Source organism: Corynebacterium guaraldiae (assembly GCF_053480195.1).
Genome location: NZ_JBRBAU010000016.1, coordinates 18324 through 40880 on the forward strand (window position 1 = coordinate 18324; position 22557 = coordinate 40880).

At 59.8% G+C, this 22557-nt stretch carries 21 protein-coding genes and 1 pseudogene; 12 read left to right on the forward strand and 10 right to left on the reverse strand.

Annotated features, from left to right (window positions below):
* Window positions 1-50: 50 nt before the first annotated feature.
* Together ACUY3D_RS11240 and ACUY3D_RS11245 are read right to left on the reverse strand one after the other, a co-directional pair.
* The gene (locus tag ACUY3D_RS11240) at window positions 51-1775 is read right to left on the reverse strand and encodes a CYTH and CHAD domain-containing protein (protein WP_070519737.1); all 1725 of its coding nucleotides are present in this window, start codon (window positions 1773-1775) and stop codon (window positions 51-53) included.
* Between the two features lie 110 nt (window positions 1776-1885).
* Window positions 1886-2755 (reverse strand): DUF2786 domain-containing protein, encoded by an 870-nt coding sequence (locus ACUY3D_RS11245; protein WP_230307987.1) that lies wholly within the window; start codon window positions 2753-2755, stop codon window positions 1886-1888.
* 405 nt (window positions 2756-3160) lie between these two features.
* Between ACUY3D_RS11245 and ACUY3D_RS11250 the strand changes: the two genes are divergently transcribed.
* The 4 genes from ACUY3D_RS11250 to ACUY3D_RS11265 all read left to right on the forward strand — a co-directional run bounded on the left by ACUY3D_RS11250 (window position 3161) and on the right by ACUY3D_RS11265 (window position 8525).
* Window positions 3161-4498, forward strand: coding sequence for a glutamine synthetase family protein (locus ACUY3D_RS11250; RefSeq protein WP_070519741.1), 1338 nt, complete (start codon window positions 3161-3163; stop codon window positions 4496-4498).
* 7 nt (window positions 4499-4505) lie between these two features.
* Complete coding sequence (locus ACUY3D_RS11255) at window positions 4506-7565, forward strand: bifunctional [glutamine synthetase] adenylyltransferase/[glutamine synthetase]-adenylyl-L-tyrosine phosphorylase (RefSeq protein ID WP_144268612.1); 3060 nt, start codon at window positions 4506-4508, stop codon at window positions 7563-7565.
* A 176-nt stretch (window positions 7566-7741) separates the two neighbouring features.
* Window positions 7742-8059: a Cgl2226 family protein gene (locus tag ACUY3D_RS11260; protein WP_070519746.1), complete on the forward strand. Its 318-nt coding sequence runs from the start codon at window positions 7742-7744 to the stop codon at window positions 8057-8059.
* 34 nt (window positions 8060-8093) lie between these two features.
* Window positions 8094-8525, forward strand: a complete 432-nt coding sequence (locus ACUY3D_RS11265; protein WP_227485674.1) for a hypothetical protein — start codon at window positions 8094-8096, stop codon at window positions 8523-8525.
* Between the two features lie 162 nt (window positions 8526-8687).
* Here ACUY3D_RS11265 and ACUY3D_RS11270 read toward each other — a convergent pair whose 3' ends face one another.
* Window positions 8688-8819, reverse strand: a complete 132-nt coding sequence (locus tag ACUY3D_RS11270; RefSeq protein WP_255362876.1) for a hypothetical protein — start codon at window positions 8817-8819, stop codon at window positions 8688-8690.
* A gap of 15 nt (window positions 8820-8834) precedes the next feature.
* Window positions 8835-10136, reverse strand: a complete 1302-nt coding sequence (locus tag ACUY3D_RS11275; RefSeq protein WP_070519750.1) for an MFS transporter — start codon at window positions 10134-10136, stop codon at window positions 8835-8837.
* Between the two features lie 38 nt (window positions 10137-10174).
* On the opposite strand from ACUY3D_RS11275, the gene thrC reads away from it, so the two are divergent.
* The 5 genes from thrC to ACUY3D_RS11300 all read left to right on the forward strand — a co-directional run bounded on the left by thrC (window position 10175) and on the right by ACUY3D_RS11300 (window position 13878).
* On the forward strand, window positions 10175-11620 hold the full coding sequence (thrC, locus tag ACUY3D_RS11280) for a threonine synthase (RefSeq protein WP_448241125.1): 1446 nt from the start codon (window positions 10175-10177) through the stop codon (window positions 11618-11620).
* A gap of 4 nt (window positions 11621-11624) precedes the next feature.
* The gene (locus tag ACUY3D_RS11285; protein ID WP_167595809.1) at window positions 11625-11777 is read left to right on the forward strand and encodes a hypothetical protein; all 153 of its coding nucleotides are present in this window, start codon (window positions 11625-11627) and stop codon (window positions 11775-11777) included.
* 61 nt (window positions 11778-11838) lie between these two features.
* The gene (locus tag ACUY3D_RS11290; protein ID WP_257964697.1) at window positions 11839-12618 is read left to right on the forward strand and encodes a trypsin-like serine protease; all 780 of its coding nucleotides are present in this window, start codon (window positions 11839-11841) and stop codon (window positions 12616-12618) included.
* A gap of 17 nt (window positions 12619-12635) precedes the next feature.
* The gene (locus ACUY3D_RS11295) at window positions 12636-13166 is read left to right on the forward strand and encodes an NUDIX hydrolase (protein ID WP_070623311.1); all 531 of its coding nucleotides are present in this window, start codon (window positions 12636-12638) and stop codon (window positions 13164-13166) included.
* A gap of 130 nt (window positions 13167-13296) precedes the next feature.
* Window positions 13297-13878, forward strand: coding sequence for an META domain-containing protein (locus ACUY3D_RS11300; protein WP_448241126.1), 582 nt, complete (start codon window positions 13297-13299; stop codon window positions 13876-13878).
* 35 nt (window positions 13879-13913) lie between these two features.
* Here ACUY3D_RS11300 and ACUY3D_RS11305 read toward each other — a convergent pair whose 3' ends face one another.
* Both ACUY3D_RS11305 and ACUY3D_RS11310 read right to left on the reverse strand, forming a co-directional pair.
* On the reverse strand, window positions 13914-14873 hold the full coding sequence (locus tag ACUY3D_RS11305) for a TDT family transporter (RefSeq protein ID WP_448241127.1): 960 nt from the start codon (window positions 14871-14873) through the stop codon (window positions 13914-13916).
* A 148-nt stretch (window positions 14874-15021) separates the two neighbouring features.
* Window positions 15022-15165 carry a hypothetical protein gene (locus tag ACUY3D_RS11310; RefSeq protein ID WP_448241128.1) on the reverse strand — a complete coding sequence of 48 codons (144 nt, stop codon included), beginning with the start codon at window positions 15163-15165 and terminating at the stop codon, window positions 15022-15024.
* 439 nt (window positions 15166-15604) lie between these two features.
* Here ACUY3D_RS11310 and ACUY3D_RS11315 point away from each other — a divergent pair, with 439 nt between their 5' ends.
* Both ACUY3D_RS11315 and ACUY3D_RS11320 read left to right on the forward strand, forming a co-directional pair.
* Window positions 15605-16762, forward strand: coding sequence for a hypothetical protein (locus ACUY3D_RS11315; protein ID WP_448241129.1), 1158 nt, complete (start codon window positions 15605-15607; stop codon window positions 16760-16762).
* Between the two features lie 197 nt (window positions 16763-16959).
* A pseudogene (locus ACUY3D_RS11320) lies at window positions 16960-17280 on the forward strand (transposase); the annotation flags it as partial.
* 273 nt (window positions 17281-17553) lie between these two features.
* Here ACUY3D_RS11320 and glnA read toward each other — a convergent pair.
* Window positions 17554-18987, reverse strand: coding sequence for a type I glutamate--ammonia ligase (gene glnA / locus ACUY3D_RS11325; RefSeq protein ID WP_070530146.1), 1434 nt, complete (start codon window positions 18985-18987; stop codon window positions 17554-17556).
* A gap of 128 nt (window positions 18988-19115) precedes the next feature.
* On the opposite strand from glnA, the gene ACUY3D_RS11330 reads away from it, so the two are divergent.
* Entirely contained in the window at window positions 19116-19550 is a 435-nt protein-coding gene (locus tag ACUY3D_RS11330; RefSeq protein ID WP_448241130.1) for an RDD family protein, read from the forward strand.
* Between the two features lie 129 nt (window positions 19551-19679).
* On the opposite strand, the gene ACUY3D_RS11335 is transcribed toward ACUY3D_RS11330, so the two are convergent.
* From ACUY3D_RS11335 to lipB, 3 genes are all read right to left on the reverse strand, one after another.
* Window positions 19680-20465, reverse strand: coding sequence for a DUF4191 domain-containing protein (locus ACUY3D_RS11335; protein ID WP_070519767.1), 786 nt, complete (start codon window positions 20463-20465; stop codon window positions 19680-19682).
* Window positions 20466-20507: 42 nt separating this feature from the next.
* Complete coding sequence (lipA, locus tag ACUY3D_RS11340; RefSeq protein WP_448241134.1) at window positions 20508-21581, reverse strand: lipoyl synthase; 1074 nt, start codon at window positions 21579-21581, stop codon at window positions 20508-20510.
* 109 nt (window positions 21582-21690) lie between these two features.
* The gene (gene lipB, locus ACUY3D_RS11345; protein ID WP_070596484.1) at window positions 21691-22497 is read right to left on the reverse strand and encodes a lipoyl(octanoyl) transferase LipB; all 807 of its coding nucleotides are present in this window, start codon (window positions 22495-22497) and stop codon (window positions 21691-21693) included.
* Between the last annotated feature and the right edge of the window lie 60 nt (window positions 22498-22557).

The following is a 22557-nucleotide window of genomic DNA, read 5'->3' on the forward strand; positions in this document are numbered from 1 at the left end:
CCGTTGTGGTGACTGCACAACTACACAGCCACGCAGGATGAGCCGGCGGCTTAGCGCAGCTTCTTGCGCAGCGGCTTAAACGCGGACTTGATGGCTTTAAAGCTGTCCGAGTAGGCGTTGAGTGCTTCCAACCCGATGACGCGCTCGCGCTGGTAGAGCAGACCATAGCCGAAGGTATCCTCGCCACGCCGGCGTGCGGTTTCTGCCAATTCGAGCAACTTATCGCGAGATGTCACGGAATCCTGGAAGTCTCCCAAGACAGATTGCATCTGCTTGCAGGCCTTGTAGAGGTTCTTGGTCTTTAGCGTGGTGGCTGAACCAGCGGCCTCAGCTGCATAGCGCAGTTTCTTTGCGGCCTTGCGCATATCGTGGAAGTACTCTTCACGCTCATGCAGCGTCAGCTCGGTGTTATCCCAGTTGGAGATAGCCTTCTTGTGGCGCTTGACCAGCTTGTCATAGGCCTGCTTGAGGTGCAGCGCCATCACCGTGTCAAGATCGTGGGACTCTTCTTCATCACGTTTGGCGTGCTTCGGCGCATAGTCCTTCGCTGCCTCCTGCTGCTCAGATAGTTCAGCGGAAGCTGTGGCAGCGGAATCAGATTCCACCGCACCGTTGTCCCCGGCGCTGGTGTCTTCGTCAACCGAAGCATCCTCGGCGGCGACTGGCGGGTTGGAAAGGAATGCGTCGAGCGCATCGAGCAGAGCCAGGTACTGGTCAGAATCGAGAGCGGCGATGACACGACGATGCGCGCGGCGGTAAGCGCGGCCCATATCGTGTGCGATGTGTTCGCGGGTGGCTTCATCAAGCACATCGGAGTCCTCCGATGCGAGGAGATTCTGCCAGCGTTCTTCCACAACTTCAGCGTCACGAGCAACGCCAAGCATGGCAGCAAGCTCCTTGAGATCGCACTCTAAGCGTTTGATCTCCGGGCCCACGACAATGCCGTGGAAGGTTTGAAGGTGGCTGCGCAATTCGCGGGTAGCAACGCGCATTTGGTGCACGGAATCCCACTCATCACGGCGTACCCGCGGATCAAACTCGACGAGCTTATCCCGATTAGCTCGCAGTGCCTCCACGACTGCCGCCGCGGGGGAGCCGGGCTCCACGTTAGACGTTGCGAGTGCTGGGGGAAGCTCGACATTGTTGATGGACTGCCCCAATGCTGACTTCAGCTTGGACGGTGAGGAGGAAACCCGCGCGCCAGAACTGATCAACAGGGAGGTGGCATGACGCAGTAGCGCGCTGCCCTCCTTCGTACCGGGCAGTTCTCCTGCGAGCTCTACTTCCCACTCGCGCCATGTGCTCTGAGAGCCACCTGGTAGGAAAGAGAATGCGGTGACATGGTCATCGCAGAACTCAGCGACAGGCTGCTCGTCCGTGTTTACGAGGAGCAATTCGGTGCGGTTGTTGTCCACTTGTGCAATGGGTTCAAGCGGGTGGTTACGGATCACCGAACGAACCTGGTGGAGGAGTTCGGCCGGGACTTCGTACTTGCCGTCGACGGGTTCACCGAGTTCGGCTCGGATTTCGGTACGACCTTCCGCGCCGGGAATTTTGATATGCCAGCCATCGTCATTTCCACCGGTGCGGCGCCGCAGCGTGATCTTCGCGTGGGTAAGGCGGAGATCCTCAGTGTCGTAGTAAATCGCCGACAACGAGTGGTGGCGAGTTTCTGCGACTCGGGCTACCTCATCGAGGCGGGCGAGATCTGGTACCGGGGTGGTTTCATCCACGGCGAACTTGGCTTCGATTTCAAGAAACGTCTTTGGAGACATGTACACACCTTCGTCGGGGAGCGAAATGATAAAAGAAGAGGTATAAAACCTCTGCACTGCCTTCTAGGTTACCTGGCTAATAGTGCAAATGTGCCAACCCTTGCTGGTCCTTAACCGGTGAGTTGGCGGCGCCCACCCAAGCCCGAGGAATCACCACCCAAGTGGGAATTCTCCGCGGCAGTTGCACCTGCGGACATCCCTGCATGGTTCCTCATTGCTAAGGAGATGGTTCGCGAATCAGGGAAGAGGTGATCAGCTAAAGCTTCTGCCTTATGTCTGCGTACTTCCACCGCTGATAAAGATCGCTGAGCGAGGGCTACGTCGTTTTTCCTTTTGGCGTTGCTGCCCGCAGCCGAGTCTGCCTGTTTCTCGTCGTGAGGCGCCAATGAGGCGTTCGCTTCCTCCAAAAGCTCCCCAATGCGGGTGGCGTAGGCCAAAATGAAGCTTCGGCGAAACGACGCCACATTGCCGAGTAATCGCGCGTTGTCGGCAGCCTCCCCATGAGTCATGTGCCATTCGCACTGCCGCAGGAGGGAAGCGAACAGGTCGCTGACATGATCAATGTCCGCCTCGGCGCCAAAGACGGTGATGATTCCCATGGGGTGAAGCTTGAGGACGGTGCATCCATTTCGATCCGCGATGACGCTAAGAAGCGTGGTCTTGTGGTTGATATAGGGCGCGCTGATACGGATGCGTGTGGACATCACCGTGTCCGGGGATTCGGCGAGTGCCTCATCGAGACGGTGCCGTTGTTGAAGGCTCTGTGCTTTGGCAATGAGTGCACTGGCTTCCTCTTCATAAGGAGTGGATTCTGCCTTTCGCAGAAGTTGGGTGATCTTGTTGCGGATCCGATTCTCTTTGCTGTCTTGGTTTGCCCGAGAACTAGTTTTCTCTGCTGCGAGCACGTCAACGTCACGCAGCGGGGGCAGAGCGGAAGTAGCGTCAATGAGCCGTATGAGGTCATCGGTCGACATAGTCATCGAGTTAGGCGGGGAGACGCTTAACCATTCCTTGCGCAGCACAGTAGAACTAATCTGCGCGGGAATATGGGCAGCGGCACGATAAATAAGAGGGTGGCAAAAGCTGCCTAGGACGTGGAGTAAGTCCTTAGGTGACCATCCTTGACTGGCAGCTTGGCAAATGAGCTCGAGTCCTCGTGCGCTTAAGGTTCCGTGGTGGTTGTTCATAGCTGTTCCTGTTCCGTTTGTATGTGTACATCTGTTCGGTTGTGAGGCCATTCAAGCACGTGAGACTGATATCTGGTCTAAGAGTCGAAAAAATTTGCCCCCGAGATACTCTTGCCAACTGGGACAATAGTTGGAAGGGCGGGGGCAAAAGCTGCAACTCCCGCCGTTACTTGGGCCCGCGGCGGTAGGGTTTAGAACATGAACAGCCAACACGAATTCGTCCTTCGTACAGTTGAAGAACGCGATATCCGCTTCATTCGCCTTTGGTTTACTGACATCTTGGGGGCGCTGAAATCGGTGGTAATGAGCCCCTCAGAGTTGGAATCTGCCTTTGAGGAAGGTGTTGGCTTCGATGGTTCCTCGGTGGAAGGGTTCTCCCGCATCTCAGAGGCCGACACTATCGCAATGCCGGACCCTTCAACCTTCCAAATCATGCCCTTTGACAAGGAAGAACCAGAGCTTCTTTCGGCACGCATGTTCTGCGATATTACCCAGCCCGATGGGCAACCTTCCTTGGTGGACCCGCGCCACATTCTGCGCCGTCAGGTTACTGAGGCTGCCAATGAAGGGTTTACGTGCAAGGCTTCTCCTGAGATTGAGTTTTATCTTCTGGAAGACGCCCGCGATATCAATACCCTGATTGCCACCGATAACGGAGGCTACTTCGACCAAGCCACGCACGATAACGCCCCGAGTTTCCGGCGCCGGTCGATGTACGCGCTGGAATCCATGGGCATTGCCACGGAATTCAGCCATCATGAAACCTCACCTGGGCAGCAGGAAATCGACCTACGTCATGCCGACGTGCTGTCCATGGCGGACAACATCATGACTTTCCGCTACCTCATTAAAGAGGTTGCCTCCCAGCAAGGAGTGCACGCCACATTCATGCCGAAGCCATTTGAGCATCGCTCTGGCTCGGGCATGCACACGCACTTGAGCCTTTTCGAGGGAGATTCCAACGCTTTCCACGACCCCGACGATGAGATTTCACTTTCCAGTACGGGGCGGCAGTTTATCGCCGGCATCCTTGAACACGCTGTGGAAATGACCGCAATCACCAACCAGTGGACCAACTCCTACAAGCGCTTGATGTTTGGCAGCGAAGCCCCGGGATCAGTGACGTGGGGAATCTCCAACCGTTCGGCTTTGGTTCGAGTTCCTACCTATCGTCTTTCCAAAGAAATGTCGCGTCGCGTTGAAATCCGTTCACTAGATTCAGCGATGAACCCCTACCTGGGCTACGCGGTGTTGCTTGCCGCTGGCCTGCGTGGAATCAGGGAAGGTTATGAGCTTGGTGATCCCGCCGAGGATGACGTCCATCAGCTGACCCGTCGTGAGCGCCGCGCGATGGGGTACAAGGATCTGCCAAGCAGCTTGGACCAGGCGCTCCGTGAATTCGAGCGCTCTGAGTTTATGGCGGAAGTCCTAGGAGAGCACGTCTTTGAGTACTTCCTGCGCGCCAAGTGGGATGAGTGGCACGAGTATCAGCAGCAGATCACCGCATTCGAGTTGCGCAACAACCTGAATTTCTAGGAGAAGCATGCGTCCAGCATCTGTACCGTCCCCGGCAACTCTTGGCCTTACCCGGCCAACTGCTGCGGAGGACTTGTCCCGCCTTGGGTGGGATAATCCTGAGTCCCTTGAGCTGCTGTGGACCCTAGCCGCAGCCGGTGATCCCGATATGGCCCTCAATACGTTAATGAGGATCATCGAGTCAGCGCCTGAGATTGGCCCGGCGATGCGTGAAGACGAAACCTTCCGGGTACGGTTGATGGCCCTGTTGGGCGGCTCCTCGGCGTTTGGTGATCACCTTGCCGCCCACCCAGAGACCTGGCGCGAGCTACAGCGCCCGCTGCCGACTCCCACGGAAATGCTGCACACCTTGTTGGAAGAGGTAGGCGCGGAACCGGCAACGTACGCCGAGCCGCCCACTCGTCCTGATACCGCGAGCCCCGATCTGACCTCTCCCGGCACATACCGGGCGGCTCCTGGCGACCACAAAGCATCGCTCAAGGTGGCTTACCGAACGCTCATGATGCGCATCGCCGCTCATGACCTCGCAGGGACTTTCCATTCGCGCAAGGGACAGTCACGGCCGCAGCCGCGGGTGGGCTTCCGTGAAGTCACGCGGCTGACGACGGCCCTCGCTGACGCCTCCTTGACGGCAGCGCTCGCCGGTGCTGTCCGAGTGGTCTACGAGGATCAGCCACTCGATGCACAGCTGGCAGTCATCGCGTTGGGCAAGTGCGGTGCGGGCGAGTTGAACTACATCTCCGACGTGGACGTGATCTTCGTGGGCTCGGAGGCAACGCCACGGATCACCCGTCTCGCGTCAGAATTCAATCGAATCGGCTCGGCGTGCTTCTTTGAGGTCGACGCCAACCTGCGCCCAGAAGGCAAGTCTGGTGCACTAGTCCGAACAGTGGATTCGCACGTGGCCTACTACAAGCGGTGGGCGGAAACGTGGGAGTTTCAAGCCCAACTAAAGGCGCGGCCGCAGACCGGCTACCTGCCCTTGGGCACGGACTATCTCGACCAGATTGGGCCCATGGTGTGGACTGCATCGCAGAGGGAATCCTTCGTGGAAGACGTCCAGGCTATGCGCCGTCGAGTGCTGGACAACGTCCCGGAGGATATGCGCCTTCGCGAACTCAAACTCGGCGAGGGCGGTTTGCGGGACGTGGAATTCGCCGTCCAACTATTGCAATTGGTTCATGGCCGCTCAGATGAATCGCTGCGCACGCTGGCGACGGTCGATGCCCTCGCAGCGCTCGTGCGCGCCGGGTATGTCGGACGCGAGGACGGCACCCAACTCATCGAGGCCTATGAGTTTCTCCGCTTGCTCGAGCATCGCCTCCAGTTGGAGCGCTTCCGCCGTACGCACACATTGCCGGAAAAAGATGACCTCACGGCGCTGACGTGGCTGGCCATCAATTCAGGATTTCACCCACAGGGGCATCAATCAGCAGCGGATCGGATGAACGCCCACCTGCGGAAGATTCGCCTGCTCATCTCTGAGCTGCACTCGCGCTTGTTCTACCGCCCGCTGTTGAATTCCGTGGCGTCGATGTCTGCGGATGAGCTCAAATTGTCGCGAGAAGCAGCGCTTTTGCAGCTGGCAGCACTTGGCTATCGCCACCCGGATCGCGCCTTCGAGCACCTCACCTCCCTGGCGGCTGGGCAGTCGCGCAAGGCCCGTATCCAGGCCATCCTGCTGCCGACGTTGATGGAGTGGCTCTCAAACACGGCCGATCCAGACATGGGCCTGCTGAATTATCGCAAGCTGTCGGAAGCGGCCTACGACCGAACGTGGTTCCTGCGCATGCTTCGTGACGAAGGCGTCGTCGGCCAGCGCCTCATGAAGATATTGGGCACCTCGCCATTTACATCGGAGCTTATTATCCGCGCGCCGGACGTCGTCAAGCAGCTCTCCGATGGTGCAGCAGGGCCCAAACTATTGGAAACCAAACCGGCGCAAGTTTCCTCCGCATTGATTAATTCGACTAAGCGTCACGCGGACCCTGACAAGGCCGTGTCGGTAGCCCGAGCCCTTCGCCGCGCGGAGCTGGCGCGGATCGCTGCCGCGGATCTGCTGGGATTTTTGCCGGTCCAGCAGGTGTGCTTTGAGCTGTCCACCATCTGGAATGCAGTGCTGGAAGCCGCGCTGCGCGCCGAAGTCAGGGCCTGGAGGCTGGAGAACGATGACGCCGAACCACCAGCCCGCATCGCCGTGATTGGAATGGGGCGGCTCGGCGGCATGGAGCTGGGCTTTGGCTCGGACGCCGATGTCATCGTGGTGGCCGAGCCAACCGAAGACAATGCCGAAGAGGAAGCCCTGCCGTGGGCAATTGGCATTATCGAGAAACTGCGCCGCCGTCTGGCAAAGCCTTCCGGGGATCCGCCCTTGGACGTTGATTTGGGCTTGCGACCAGAGGGTCGGTCGGGAGCAGTTGTGCGCTCGATCGAGTCCTATGAGCGTTATTACTCGCAGTGGGGCGAACCCTGGGAGATGCAGGCACTACTCCGCGCGGCTTTCGTGGCGGGGGACAAAGACGTCGGGCAACGTTTCCTCACCATGGTGGATGCCTTCCGCTATCCACCGCAGGGCGTGAGCGAGAAGACCATCCGCGATATCCGCAGAATGAAAGCGCGCGTTGATAACGAGCGTTTGCCGCGCGGCGCTGACCGCAATACCCATACCAAGCTGGGGCGCGGCGGGTTGACCGATATCGAATGGACCGTCCAGCTGCTGCAGATGATGCATGCTCACGACGTGCCGGCGCTCCATGATCCCTCCACGCTGCGCGTTCTCGACGCCCTCGAGGAGAGCGAGGTCATTCCAGTCCAACAAGTGCAGGAGCTGCGAGAGGCCTGGTTGTTGGCCACCGATGCCCGCAACGCCCTGGTATTGGTGCGTGGCAAGCGTGTGGACCAGCTTCCGGCACCGGGCCCTCAACTGGCGCAGGTGGCTGGTGCGGCCGGCTGGGCGCCCGAGCGCAACCAACAATTCCTAGAGCACTACCTCAAAGTCACCCGGCACGCCCGGAAGGTAGTCGACGAGGTGTTTTGGGGTGAGACTGAGTCATTCGAGCACGATTAGTAGAGCACAGCGTGGGCAGGTGTGTATCCTCCCTGACCCGCACCCTGAGTGAACCCGGATCTATCCCTGAACTTAACGCACGCCCCTGTTCAATCAGGTGATAAGCCGTTAGCCTTAGGCGGAAGTGAACAGATAGTGTCCCGCGCCCCTTTAAGGAGCCTAAAAAGGAGAACACCATGAGCCTTAATCTTTCTCTCGATCTCAATGCTGCCACGCTGGCTGATCTCGATGCATTCTTGTCCGCCGCCCGAGCCGCCGGGTGCGATCCCGCCGCCGCGCTGAGCGTGGAGGGGACGGTGATGCGGTTGGACGTCGACAAGCCCCGCGTTGTCCCTCCTGAGCCGAAGCCAGAGACCCCACGCCGCAGCAGCCTTGATCGCTCCGTCGCAGAGTCAACTATCCGGTCCATCATTGATGCGCTGTCCGAGCGCCTGGATTCGCCGCATCCCCCGCGCGGTACCTCTTTTGGGACCTTTGGCCCTGGCGCGGATTAAGCCGGCGGTGTGAGAAAAGTCTAAGGTTGTGGCCGTGAAGTCCAAGCAGTTTATCGCCGTGTGGGTCCTCGTTGTGATCGCTGTCATCACCGCCGTCGGCGCAGGCTGGTGGGCCACAGAGCGGCACCAGGTGCCGGAGGGCGCACTGACCGTGGAGCAGGTGGTCAACGGTGGCGTCCCACAGGATCAGTCGGTTGATGTTCAGCTCGACCCTGCTGAAAATGACCGCATTGTTTCGCTGGCAGAGGCACTGGGGATCCCGTCGGAATCGGTTCCTCGCGGCCTCTTGTCGGTGGCATCGGACAGGTACCGCTCCCGCCAGATCCTCGAGACTGATCTCAAGAAGGCCGTGGAGGCGGGTGCAATTACGAAAGATGATGCGAAGGGTGTGCTCGCCGCCTTTGACGCCGGGGTCGTCGCCCCGGTGGATGGCCCGATTCTCGTGGAATCGACCCCGGCCGAATAGCCCGATGAACTAGCCCGGCTGGGGTGTCGGCGCGAACACACAGGGACTGGCAGGTGATACGCAGTCAACGGGGATCTGCCTGGCAGCCGCGGATCTTAAGCTCACACGCACAGATAACGAATCGATAAAGGTTGGTGCGTTGAGGTGGAGAAACAACGAAAACTACGCGAGCTGCTCAGAACCGCCCTGGGGGTGAGCATTGCCGTCCTCGTTCCGATTGGCGGTGGGCTCGGGGTCTTCGAAGTGGCCAATTCGGTACCCCTTGAGGCGGCGTTCAGCGCCGCGGCCCTTCACTAGCCCAGCCCTGAACTAACCAACCTGCACGATGGTGACGTGCGGGCCGCCGTCCTCGCCGCGGCCGCGCAGGATGTGCGTGATGAGAACACCCACGATGCCAATGCACCACACGACAAAGACTGCCCAAGCAGCGAGCCGGAAGTCATGGAAGGGGTAGTCAGGCCCATTACCCAAGTGATCGAGAACCATGCCGACGAGCTGGGCGCCGATGACCGTGGCGATGAAGCCTCCCATATTGGCCAGGCCCGTCGCCGTGGCGACGACAGTGCGGTCGAGGTTTTCACGGACAATGTCGAAACCGTAATTTGCCACCGGTGTGCACAGGGCTACCAGGCTGATGAGGATGAACAGCGAGAGATAGCTGCCACCGAAGAGGAAGAACAAGGCCCACACCGCGCAGTGGGTAGCCACAAACCCTAAGGCGAGCCACGGGCGGAAACCGCTGGCCCTGGAGGAAAGCTTGCCGTGCAGTGGGCCGACGAGCACCATGCACACGCTAAACCACGTCAGGATCCAGCCGGCGCTAGTCTTAGAAAAATCCATGCCTGCAGTCATCAGCGGCACGCCCCATAGCATGACGAACACGTTGGTGGCCCCCAGGCCGATCCAGTGAATAAAGAATGCCTGCCAGGCTACGGGGGAACGGAAAACGGTGGATAACAGCGCTGCTGTGCTTTCCGGCTTCGCGTTAGGTTTTTCCTTCGGCTTGGGCACGATGCCGAGGGATTCTGGGGAATCAGCCACCGCCACCGCGGCCGCAACGGCGATGAGGATGCCCACCGCACCCAAGCTAACGAAGGCCATGGTCCACCCGCCCCAGCCCAGCAGCATGGCGAAAGGAAGGGCGGACAAGAACTGGCCCAGCTGCCCAAGCGACGAGGTGACCTGAGTGAACATGGGGGTGCGGTGCAGCGGGAACCAGTAGGGGAGAATACGCATCACGGAGAGGAAGGCGGTGGCATCGCCCGCGCCGATGAGCAGGCGGGCGGCGATGGCTACCCAATAATTGCTGGTGAAGCCAAGGAGTACCTGACCCACGCCCATGATGACGGAACCAATGACGAGCAGGCGCCGCGGCCCGAACTTATCGATGAGCATCCCGGTAGGGATCTGCGCCAGCGAATAGATACCCAATTGCACAGCGGTGAACACGGCAATGCGGGAGGCGTCGACCTCGAAGCGATCGATGGCTTCGAGGCCCGCCACGCCAAATGACGTGCGGCCGGTCATCGCCACGATATAGACCAACACCGCAGCCACCCACACAGAGAGAGCCTTCGTGGTAATTACATTGCGTGGATGAGGAACCGACATGGCTGATACTTTACGCGTCACCAACTAAGATGCAGGGGGTGAAGTACATTTCGACCCGCGATACCGACCGCCAGCCCGCCTCCTTCACGGATATCCTCCTTGGAGGTCTGGCCCCTGATGGCGGCCTCTACCTGCCGGAAACTTACCCCCGCATTGATGACGCCACCCTTACCCAGTGGCGCCAGACCTTGGCTGAGGGCGGCTACGCGGCCCTGGCCGCGGAGGTGCTCAAGCTCTTCGTGGACGATATTCCTGCAGAGGACCTCGAGGGGATTGCCCAGCGCGCCTACACCTATCCGAAGTTCGACGATGAGGAGATCGTCCCCGTCAGCGAACTGGGGGAGGGCCTCTACATCGGTCACCTCTCTGAAGGTCCGACGGCCGCCTTCAAGGACATGGCCATGCAAATGTTGGGCGAGCTCTTCGAATACGAGCTGGCCCGCCGTGGGCAAACCCTCAACATCTTGGGCGCTACCTCGGGTGACACCGGTTCCTCGGCGGAGTACGCCATGCGCGGGCGCAAAGGTATCCGCGTCTTCATGCTGACCCCGGCCGGGCGCATGACGCCCTTCCAGCAAGCCCAGATGTTCGGCCTGGATGACCCGAATATCTGCAATATCGCCCTGGACGGCGTGTTTGATGATTGCCAGGATGTGGTCAAGGCGGTATCGGCCGACGCTAACTTCAAGGCAGAAAACCACATCGGCGCGGTCAACTCCATTAACTGGGCCCGCCTCATGGCGCAGGTGGTCTACTACATCAATTGCTACCTTAAGGTCACCGCGGAGAACACCGAGAAGGTCTCCTTCAGCGTACCCACCGGCAACTTCGGTGATATCTGCGCCGGCCACATCGCCCGCCAGATGGGTCTGCCCATCGACAAACTCATCGTCGCAACCAATGAGAATGACGTGCTCGATGAGTTCTTCCGCACCGGCAGCTACCGCCCGCGCTCCTCGGAGCAGACGTACAAGACGTCCTCGCCGTCGATGGATATTTCCCGCGCCTCGAACTTCGAGCGCTTCGCCTTTGACCTGCTGGGCCGCGATGCCGCACAAATCAAGGATCTGTTTGGAACGAAGGTGAAGGAAGGCGGGTTCAACGTCGACAAGCAGGCGCTCGACGCCGCCCACGCCGAATACGGCTTCCTGTCTGGTTCCTCCACCCACGCGGACCGCCTCGCCACCATTAAGGATGTCCACGAGCGCTACAACGTGCTGGTGGATCCGCACACTGCCGACGGCATCAAGGTTGCCCGCGCAGTCAAGGATGAGTACGGCGTTGACACTCCCATCGTGTGCCTAGAAACCGCGCTTCCGGTGAAATTCGCGGAGACCATCTCGGAAGCCATCGGCACTGAACCGGAGGTGCCGGAGCGTTTCGCCGGAATCCTGGAAGCCGAGCGCCACGTCACCGATCTGCCCAACGATGCGGCGGCGGTGAAGGATTACATCACGCAATACATCAAGAGCACGGAGGTTTAAGCCAATGGCACAGGAACAATTCTCGGGCCCGGAGTATTTCACTGAGTTTGACCCGGAGAAGTTCATCCGTGACATGAAGCAGGTCGCTGAGATGGAGAAGGAAAACAAGGATCACAAGGCGGACCCGGGTGAGGCTGCATCCGCTCAGGAGGACTAGGCCTTACCTTCTGGTGGTGCTCAGCGCGACTGCGCTGGCAGTGGGTGGATGCTCAATGCCTATGGGGGTTGACTCCGTTCCCGAAGCTGCCTCGAGCACGTCCGAGTACACCACTATGACGCCGGCCCCGCCGCAGACGCATACGCCCGATGTCTCCCCAGTGCCGCCGGGCGCGGCGCTCGACATTTCTGCTATGCAGCCCGTTCCCGGCGAAGCCTTTGACTTCAACCTTTGCACGGTGGCGTGGAGCTTTGTGCTTGACGACGCCCGTACCATCGCCGTCACCGCCTCCCATTGCGGTGAGCCGGGGGATACGGTGTGGGCAGGCGCTGAGGATAGGGAATTCGTGTACCCAGCGGAGCCCGTCGGCACCATCATCTATTCCGATCTCAGCTCACCTGACACACACCAGCTCGACTTCGCTTTGGTGGAGATCACGCGGCAGGCGGAGTTTTATGTCCCGCAGGACATGCCTACCAGCGTGGTCGCTGCGGGGCAGGAGGAGCTTCCGGATGAGGTGTGCAAGCTGGGGCGCATCACGGGAGAGACGTGCGGACCACTGACGCATGGAGAAAGTCACGGGAAACTTCAGTTTGGCGACCGAACGTTGGACACCGTCTCGGCGAGTGCCCGAGTCTGTTCCACGCATGGTGATTCCGGGGCGCCGGTCTTTGGCGCGCCGGGCAGCCCCTTTGAAGGCGTGATCGTCGGGGTTCTGTCAGGGACGACGGAAGCCGCGGCAAGCAGTCAAGGCTGCACCGACGGGTCTGAGGCGGAGATGTCCTTTACCGCTGCCTCCGACATCGAGGCACTCCTGCCGGAGATTCTGGAGCGGGTCTAGGCGCTAAGATTAAACTCATGCCGACTCCTGATTTTATTGTGTCCCTGCGTGAGAAAATCGGTCACGAGCAGCTCTTCCTTCCCAGCGTGACCGCGGTTATCGTGCGGGCGGTTCCTACCGGTTCTGCGATATGGGAGCTGCCTTCAGTGCTGCTGGCCCAGCGAGCCGATAATGGCACGTGGGCTCCCATCTCCGGTATTTGTGAGCCTGGCGAGGAAGTCACGACGACCGCGTTACGTGAGCTCAAGGAAGAGGTGGGGCTCGACGGCCGTATCGAAGCGCTCCTCGGCGTCGGTCAGGTGGGCCCAGTGGTCTGTCCCAATGGGGATAAGTGCATCTACATGGATACCTCCATCCGTGTCTCCGTTCCGGATGATGCGGAGCCGGTCGTCTCCGACGAAGAGAACCTTGCCGCGCAGTGGTTCTCGGTGGCGCAGATGCCGACGTCCGTCAGCGCGCGCCACCGCATGATCATCGGGGATGCCGTGGCGCAGATGAAACACCCGCAGGGCTTCCGTCCGCGGATGGGCTACGTTAAGCGCAACTAAAATCCCAGTTCAGAGGTCTTTTCTTTGAGGTTTGTCCGTGGGCTGGGAATCGTTGGAGTTACCGCAAAGTATCATCAGAAACGCATGAAATGGGTTGGTGTTGCCGGCGGTGCTCGATAGCTTCGGGGTCATGATTTCACGCACATTAAAGAAAGCAACCACTGCAACTGCGTTCGTCGCCCTCGCGGGCGGCGTCCTGGGTGCCGGTACTGCCGGTGCGCAGGAACCATCCTCCGCTGACTCCGTGAAGTCCAGCCAGATTCAGGAGCTGAGCTCGCGCCTGTTCGGTGACTCCTTCTCCTCATCCACGAAGCCGGAAGCTCCGCAAGGTTCTGGCTTGATTGAGAAGTATGAAGACATCGACGGCCTGCAGGAGAAGCTGCCGGCTGATGAGGCCCAGAAGGTTCTCAACGGCACTTTCACCGCCAAGAAGAACCCGGCGATTTCCGTGACCTTCAATGAGGATGGAACGCTGACCTACAACGATGGCTGCAACTCCGGTGGCGGCAGCTACAAGCTTGATCAGACTGATGCCGTCGTGGCGGAGAACCTGACTTCCACGATGCGTGCTTGCTCCCCTGAAGAGATGGCCGATGCCGATGCGCTCAACACCATCCTCACCGCTAAGCCGGTCGTTATCCCCGTGGAGGGCAACACCTTCGCGCTGGGCAGCCAGGGCCAGGCCATCCAGTTCACCAAGGCTGAAAACTAAAGCCTGTTAAACACCTGACAGCGTGCACTGCGGAGCTAGCTCGAGATTGGGCTAGCTCCGCTTCTCTGTGCGCGCCGGCCTTCGATGAGCCAGCTAATGAAGCGGCAGGAGCAAGCAGACCAGTGCGCGATGAGGAGCAACGGAATGCTGAGCGCGATGACGTCGAGAAGCTCCGAGCCATTCACTAGGGCTACCTGGTGACCACCCATGCTGACCGTTCCCGGTGGGAAGGTGCACGCCCACCACGCCGGTGAGTAGTCCACCCAGCGAGCCACGTTGGGGTAGAAGGTGATCATGGCATAGAGCGCGAGGGGGACGGCGATCACCATGGCGGTCAGCCCGTAATAGACGGAAACATGACCGGGGTAGAGGATCTGCATCGCGGTGGTGGATTGGCCCACCACGCCCAGCGGAACCCAGGCGGTAGCTGAGTTGGCACCGGCGAGATTAACCTTGCCGTGCCAAGCGGCCCAATACACACGGATAAAGATGGGGACCGCGGTAGAGATCGACATGATGAAAAGAATGGTGCCCATGACGTGGTAGGCATGCCCATAGTCGAGGGCAAGGAAGCCAGCCACGGAGGATGAAATCATGGGACCGACCAGCGGCAGGCCCCAGGTAAAGCGCGGTTCACCGTCGAAGCGGGTGAGCTGAATAGCCCACGTGATGACGGTAACCGGGCCGCCAATCCAAAAGCCCACTAAGCGGAAGGTTCCGATATCCGTCAACCCGGACAGCGCTGCTCCGAGCGCCAGGATGCCGATGAAATACATGGACCATTCAGCCATCGAGGTTCGCGCGAAGTTGGGCTGGCGGTATAGCGCAAAGCCAACCGTCAGCACGAGGAGAATAATGCAGGATAGCGCTGCGAAGACGGCGGAGCCTGTCAGCATGCCCTCCTCAACGAGCAGCCGGGAGACGATGGAGGTTCCCATGAGGCTGCCGCCCCATGCGGGCCCGGGCGGTGGCAGTTGGCGGAATCTAGTAGTCACGCGGTTAGCGTAGTTGTTTGGCTCGTGCCGTGCCCCATCGTCATGCCTGATAGCGCGGTGAATTTACTCCGAATTCGCTGGCGTAGTAAGCGGCCCCACATTCCTCAATGTCGCTCCACCAAGAAGTAGGGCGGCCGGTGAGCTGTATCTAGCACATTGCCTGCCGTAGGCCGTTGAAGTAGTAGTTACCGTCGCCGCCCTGGTAGCACTCCGTGGAGTTGGAAGGCCACATGCTCTGCGCCTGGGAGCAGCCCATGAATCCACCGTAGGGGCCGAGGGTTGCCCACTCCATGCTGGGCGCTTGCTGCTGCGGTGCGGCAGGTGCCGGAGCTGGTGCTGTTGCTGGTTTTGCTGCTGCTGTTGTTCGCGTTGCGCGCTGGCTTGTTCGGGCCTAACCCCCGACGTGTCTACTATCCGGGGGCAGGCCCCACAGTGGAGTAGCCGCTTCCCGACCGTCCGCGCAAGTCTAATTCGGTCAACGCCGAGTTAGGCTTTTGGCGTTTTCTCCCGTTTGCGAACTGCTTTTGTCCCATCACAGACACAAGAGCCTAAGCCGGATTGAAGCGAATTGGATTTCTGCGAATCTCTCCGAGTTACTTCCGCACTCCCGCATCGATTTCGCCCTAGGGCGGAAGAAACCAGTGCTGAGAGGTACCTCTTACTTTGTAGCTGCAAACCATGGCGTTGCAGTAACATTTGGTCCACATTCCCTGATTACGAAAGGCTGTCTCATGTCACAGCAACCCGACGATTTATCTCTTGAACTGACCGATGACATTCTCGATGGCGAACTGGTTGAAGAATCGCTCGAGGGAGTCGAAGTCCCCACTGAGCTTGAGGACGTACAAGATCTAGAGACAATGACCGCCGAGCAGGACGCAGCGGCGCAAAAATTCGCCATGGATTTTCTCAAGAAAATCATCCGTCTTCGCGGGGTGCGCATCGATCGCGAAAAATTCCTTGCGCAAGAGCTACGCAAGGTCGGTGTATCCAATGACGTCATTTCACAGGCCCTGAGAAGCACGCCAATTCATGCTGAATTAACCTTGGCGCAGCTGGATTCAATTGCAGATTCGACCATTAGCTTTGAGACCACCAAGTCCGCAGCGATTTCTTTCACGGCGGGCCTGCCAGGCGGCCTAGCAATGGCCGCCACCGTTCCTGGCGACATCACTCAGTTCTATGTGCACGCATTCCGCGTGATGCAAAAGCTCGCCTATCTGTACGGCTGGCAGGATCTGCTTGGCGACATGGATGAAGCTGATGATGAAACCGTTGGCAAGCTCGCCGTTTTCTTGGGTGTGATGATGGGCGTGGGTGGCGCCGCGAATAGCCTCATTGCATTCTCAAAACAAGTCGCTCGCCCCGCGATTCAGAAGCAGATTTCTCAAAAAGCTCTGACCAAGACCGCCTGGTACCCAGTGGTTAAGCAAACCCTCAAGCTCGTGGGTGTCAAGGTCACCAAAGACTCCTTCGCGAAGACAGTCACAAAGGTAATCCCCTTGCTGGGCGGTGCGCTCTCCGGCACGATGACCTTTGCAACCTTGCGGACGCAGTCGCAGCGTCTCAAGGATCACCTGCGCGAACTGCCGCCCCCGGGTGTCGACGGCGCAGAATATCTCGCCATGGTCACGGTGGCCAACGACATCGCCGAACGGTCAGGGTCGACGCGACTCGCGGACTTGGGCTCCTCTGTCAAAGGCGTGTCTGAAAGTGCACTCGGATTAGCTGGAAGCGCGGCTGTAAGTGCACGGGATATCGCAGGCACAGCTGCTCAGGCAACCAAAGAGCAGCTCGGCAGCCTTGGGAGCAATGCTACGGGGCTCGCGAAAGGGCTTCGTGGCCGATTTGCGAAAAACAAAGATACAGACGAGGACTCCACTACATAACTAATTGCCGATGCGTCTGCCAGGGCATTTGCTTCTAATTTAGGAATTTGGTGGGTTGCGTCCCTTAGTGTGGTGTATCTGTGCCCCGGTGATGTCGGTGCCGTGAACGAATGCGGCGACCATCGCGGGTACCTTTCGAATCAACTTCTACCTATCCTCGAAAGGAAGTACACCGCGATGGCCGCTGCCCCTATCATATCGACCCGACTGCCTATCTCGAAGAACTGCTGCCCCAAGCCTCCCCAGACTTAATGCGCCTAATGCTTGGCGATTTCATCAATCAGATCCTCTCTGCCCAAGCCGATAGCGTCTGCGGTGCTGATTACGCCACCATGTCCGATACTCGCACTAATTCCCGCAACGGCTACCGTCACCGACAACTCGATACCAGGGTGGGCTCTATCGGCATAGCCGTCCCGAAGCTGCGCCGTGGTTCCTTCTTCCCCGACTGGCTTCTTGAACGACGCACCCGCACCGAACGGGCCCTGACTACAGTTATCGCAACGTGCTACCTCAAAAGGGGTCTCGAGAGTAAAGAGAGCGCCCTTTCACACGCGAGGAAAAACGCGCACAAAGTGCTGAGAGATCAGGATGAATATACCCCTTGAAGCGTGCCAGAGTTGCGTGTTTTCGTGAGCTGGGAAGCGCTTTCGGTGTAGGCCGGATCCCGCAGAAATCCCGCACAATTCTGAAAGGCGGATGCTTTCGCCCATTTTCATTGAAATCTGCGGGCATGAAAAAGCCCTGACCTGGGAAAGTAATTTCTCAGATCAGGGCGATTCTGCCGGAAATTAGCAGTCGTAGTACATCTCAAATTCCTGCGGAGTCGGACGCAGGCGGACCGGCGCAATCTCGTTCTCGCGCTTGTAGTTGATGTAGGTCTCGATGAGGTCCTCAGAGAAGACATCGCCCTCGGTGAGGAAGTCGTTGTCTTCCTCGAGTGCTGCGATGGAGGCCTCCAGGGAGGTCGGTGCCTGCGGGATGGAGGCGGCCTCTGCCGGCGGCAGCTCGTAGAGGTCCTTGTCCACCGGAGCGTGCGGCTCGATGCGGTTCTTGATGCCGTCGAGACCCGCCATCATCATGGCAGCGAAACCGAAGTAGGGGTTGCCCGACGGATCCGGAGCGCGGAACTCGATGCGCTTGGCCTTCGGGTTGGAGCCGGTGATCGGGATGCGGATGGCAGCCGAGCGGTTGCGCTGCGAGTACACCAGGTTAATCGGCGCCTCGAAGCCCGGAACCAGGCGGTGGTAGGAGTTCAGGGTGGGGTTCGTGAACGCCAGCACAGCCGGTGCGTGGGCCAGGATGCCGCCGATGTAGTAGCGAGCCATGTCGGACAGACCGGCGTAGCCAGCCTCATCGTGGAAGAGCGGCTTGCCGTCCTGCCACAGGGACATGTGGGCGTGCATACCGGAACCATTATCGCCCGCCAGCGGCTTGGGCATAAAGGTTACGGTCTTACCAAACTGCTCCGCGGTGTTCTTGATGATGTACTTGAAGGTCTGAATATCATCAGCCGCGTGCAGCAGGGAGTTGAAGCGGTAGTTAATCTCGTTCTGACCGCTGCCCACCTCGTGGTGGAAGCGCTCGATGGTGAAACCAGCTTTCTGCAGCTGCTCCACCATGGCGTCGCGGACCTCGCCATGCTTGTCGACGGGTGCCGTCGGGAAGTAGCCGCCCTTCACGCGAGTCTTAAAGCCGGTGTTCGGAGTGCCATCGAAGTTGGTCTCAGAACCGCGGTTCCACCAGCCCTCATCGGTGTCCACCTCGTAGAAGCCGTTGTGGACATCGGTGCCGTAGCGAACGGAGTCGAAGATGTAGAACTCAGCTTCAGCGCCGAAGTTACAGGTATCCGCGATGCCGGTGGAGGAGAGGTATTCCTCAGCCTTGCGGGCGATGTTGCGCGGGTCGCGGCTAAAGGGCTCTAGGGTGAACGGGTCGTGGACGAAGAACTTGATGTTCAGGGTCTTCGCGGTGCGGAAGGGATCCACGAAGGCAGTCTTCGGATCCGGCAACAGCGTCATATCGGACTCATCGATGGTGGTGAATCCGCGGATGGAAGAGCCATCGAAGGCGAGGCCGTCGGCGGCTGCGTCTTCAGTAAATTCCTCGGCCGGAATAGAGAAGTGGTGCTCGGTGCCGGGGACGTCCGTAAACCGGATGTCAACGAACTTGACGTCCTCTTCCTTGATGAATGTGATGACGTCCTGGATTGTCTCAAAGGACACGGTGGTCTCCTGTTGGTTGACGTGTAGTACTCCCGACTAGTTTACAGGTATTGGCTGCATCACTGGGACGCGTGGGCACCTGAAGGCAAAATTTCTGCTCGGGATGGACGGCGGCTAGATTGGTGGGCATGGCAGATAACAACGATGGCATCGGGTCGGGGCAGTGGCCTGGGCAGGCATTGGGCTTGCCCAAGGAAGGGCCAGGTGCCCTGGCGTCGGTAATGCGGCGTGCGTTCGGCGTGTTAATTGACTGGATTTTGGCCATGATCATTGCCAACGTTCTCGAGCTCTTCACGGACAATCTGGGCGGTCCCGCCTTCTTGGGTTATGCAGTGTGGGTAGTCATGGGCATCGTGTGCGGGTGGCTGTTCGCCCGCACCCCGGGCATGGCGTTGCTCGGTATGGGCGTGGCGCGCCTCGACGTGCCGGGCACTTCCGTCGGCCTGTGGCGTGCGGTGGTCCGTACCTTGCTGACCGCCGTGCTGTTTCCCGCAGCGATGGTCGATGCCGACGGTCGTGGCCTCCACGACCGCGCCACCGGCACCGCCGTCATCATGGCCTAAGGCTGTTGGGGCCAGCGATAAAGCTGCTGGGGTGCGTGAGGCAACTAGGCCGGGAGGCTTCGAAGGCAACGTAAAAGGTCCCTTCCGAGAATCTCGGAAGGGACCCTTGTTGTGCTTGGAGCTAGTGGCTTATTTGCCGCCCTTGCGCTCCTGCATGCGGCGCATACGGCGGTTCATGCCCGCCATGTTCTGAGCCTGGCGGGGCATCGGGCCCTTGGGCAGACCAGGGGTGGTGCCCGGCAGATCATCCATGGCCTCGATACGGCGAATGTTGTCGTAGGTTTCGTTCTTGTTGTAGTTGCGCGGCAGCTTCATAATGTGGCTGCGCAGCTTAGACACGGGCACCTCGTCCTCGCCATTGCCCACGAAGACCTCGTACACCGGCACGCCGCCGGCCATACGGTCCACGCGCTTTTTCAAGCGGTTAAGAGTAGGGCCGACGCGCTTGCGGTCGCCCTCGACGACGAAGATGACGCCGGAGTTGCCGATAACGCGGTGGATAAGGTCCTGCTGGCGGGTAGCGGCCACACCAGTCTTGACCTTCCACACCACACCGACGGTGTTGCGCAGCTGCTGCTCCAAGGCCCAGCCGGCGGCGCCAGGCTGATCCTCCACCTTCTTGTACATATCGCGCTCGAGGCGGCGGGTAAACAGGAACATGGCCAGGATGGCGCCGATGCCCAAGCCCAGGATGAGCATGAACCACTCGCCGTTGAAGAGCATGCCGATAAGGAAGAAGAGCAAGCCCATGCCCAAGAATGCAGCCAGCATGATGGGGATGAGCGCCTTGTCCTGCTTGCGCTGCATGTTGAACGCTTGCCACATTTGTGACCAGTTTTGCTTGCGCTGGGCGCGCTTGGCCGCGCGCTCCTGCTTTTTCGCTTCCTTCAGCGATGCCTTGTCGTCGTTAGCCATGGCTCCTACTTTAGAGGTCAGAGGGTCAAAAAGAGAATCGAACTAGCGAATAGTGGACGCCGCAGAGTTCGGGTTCGCTGCACCAGCCGGGGTCTTAACCATGCGCGTGGTCACCGGAGTCTCCTCGGAGGGGCCGTACTTCTCCAGAAGCGTGGAGGCCTCCTGGGCAGTAGCACCCTGGGAAGTCTCCGCCAAGTGCTTCAGGTTTTCCGGCAGCTCGAGACCGCGGGCCTCCATAGCCTGCACGTAAAGGCGGCCAGCGCGGTAGGAGGAGCGCACCAGCGGGCCGGACATGACGCCGCCGAAGCCCAGTTCCTTGGCCAGCTTGGAGTGCTCCACGAACTCCTCTGGGCGCACCCAACGCTCGATGGGGTGGAAGCGCGGACCGGGGCGCAGGTACTGGGTAATCGTGATGATGTCGCAGCCGACCTCGCGGAGATCGCGAAGGGCTTCCTCGATCTCCTCGGCGGTTTCACCCATGCCCAGGATGAGGTTGGACTTGGTGATCAAACCAAACTCGTGAGCCTGGCGGATGACGTCAAGTGAACGCTCATAGCGGAAGGCCGGGCGGATGCGCTTGAAGATGCGCGGCACCGTCTCCAGGTTGTGAGCGAAGACCTCGGGGCGGGCTTCAAAAACCTCTTGGAGCAAATCCGGCTTACCGGAGAAGTCCGGGGTGAGGTTCTCCACGCCGGTATTGGGGTTGAGCTCATGAATCTTGCGCACAACCTCGGCGTAGAGCCAGGCACCCTCGTCGGGCAGATCATCGCGGGTCACGCCGGTGATGGTGGTGTAGTTGAGATCCATCTCCTGGATGTTCTCGGCCACGCGGCGCGGCTCGTCGCGGTCCAGCTCTTCCGGCTTGCCGGTGGCGATATCGCAGAAATCGCAGCGGCGGGTGCACTTGTCACCGCCGATGAGGAAGGTAGCCTCACGCGATTCCCAGCACTCGTGAATATTGGGGCAGCCGGCCTCCTGACACACGGTGTGTAGGGAAGCTCCGGATACGCGGGATTTCATGTCCTCATAACCCGGTCCGGTGCGAACCTGGTTGCGGATCCAGCGTGGCTTCTGTTCGATGGGCGACTCCGCATTTTTCTTCTCAATGCGGAGCATCTTGCGTCCTTCAGGCTTAACAGTCACGGAACCTCACTTTACGCGTTGGGGTTAGCTCTTCCTAATACAAGTCCTGCGAGAGCCGGGTTTATTCCACCGAGGGTATCTTCTACTTTCCCTCTGCTGCTTTGCGGGCTTGGCGTGCCTTCTCGTTGGCCACCTTGATGGGATCAGGCGCCGAGGCGAAGGTGTGGTCGGCCACGGTGAGTTCGCCTGAGAGGGCTTTGAGGAGGGCGTCGAGAAGCGGCGCTTCCGCTTCCTGAATGGTGACCTCGCGGCCAAGCTCCAGCGAGAGCGTGGACACGTCGGCATCGTCGATACCGCAGGCCACGATGTGCTCGTAGTACTCCAGGGTATTGGTGCAATTGAGGGCGAGGCCGTGCATGGTCACGCCGCGGGTAACGCGGATGCCCAAGGCACCCAGTTTGCGGTCGCGCTTCGGGGCGGCCGGATCGGCGGCGCGGGTGGTGGACGGAACCCACACGCCCGAGCGGCCATCGATGCGCCCGGCGGTGCTCACACCGAGTTCGCGGACGGCTTGGATGATGGCTTCCTCGAGGCGGCGGACGTAGTCAACGACGTCGACCGGCTCGGCCAGCTTAATGATGGGGTAGACAACCAGCTGGCCCTCGCCGTGCCAGGTGATACGCCCGCCGCGGTCGACGTCAATGACCGGCAGGCCGTTATCGGGCATATCCTCCGGTTGCGTGCGCTTGCCGGCGGTGTAGACGTTGGGGTGCTCAACCACGAGGATGACATCACCCTGCGTGCCCGCCGCCCGCGCTGCGGCGAGCTCGGCCTGGAGATCCCAGGCCTCTTGGTAGCCCATGCGGCCCAAGCGGCGGATCTCCAGTGGCTCGTCGGATGCGCGAATAGAGCGGTTGGCGGGAAAGAAAGGTTCGCGGGGAGCAGTCATGGATACCCATGCTAGTCCCCGCGAAGATTCAGCCAGACAGGGGCTGAATACGTGCTGTTC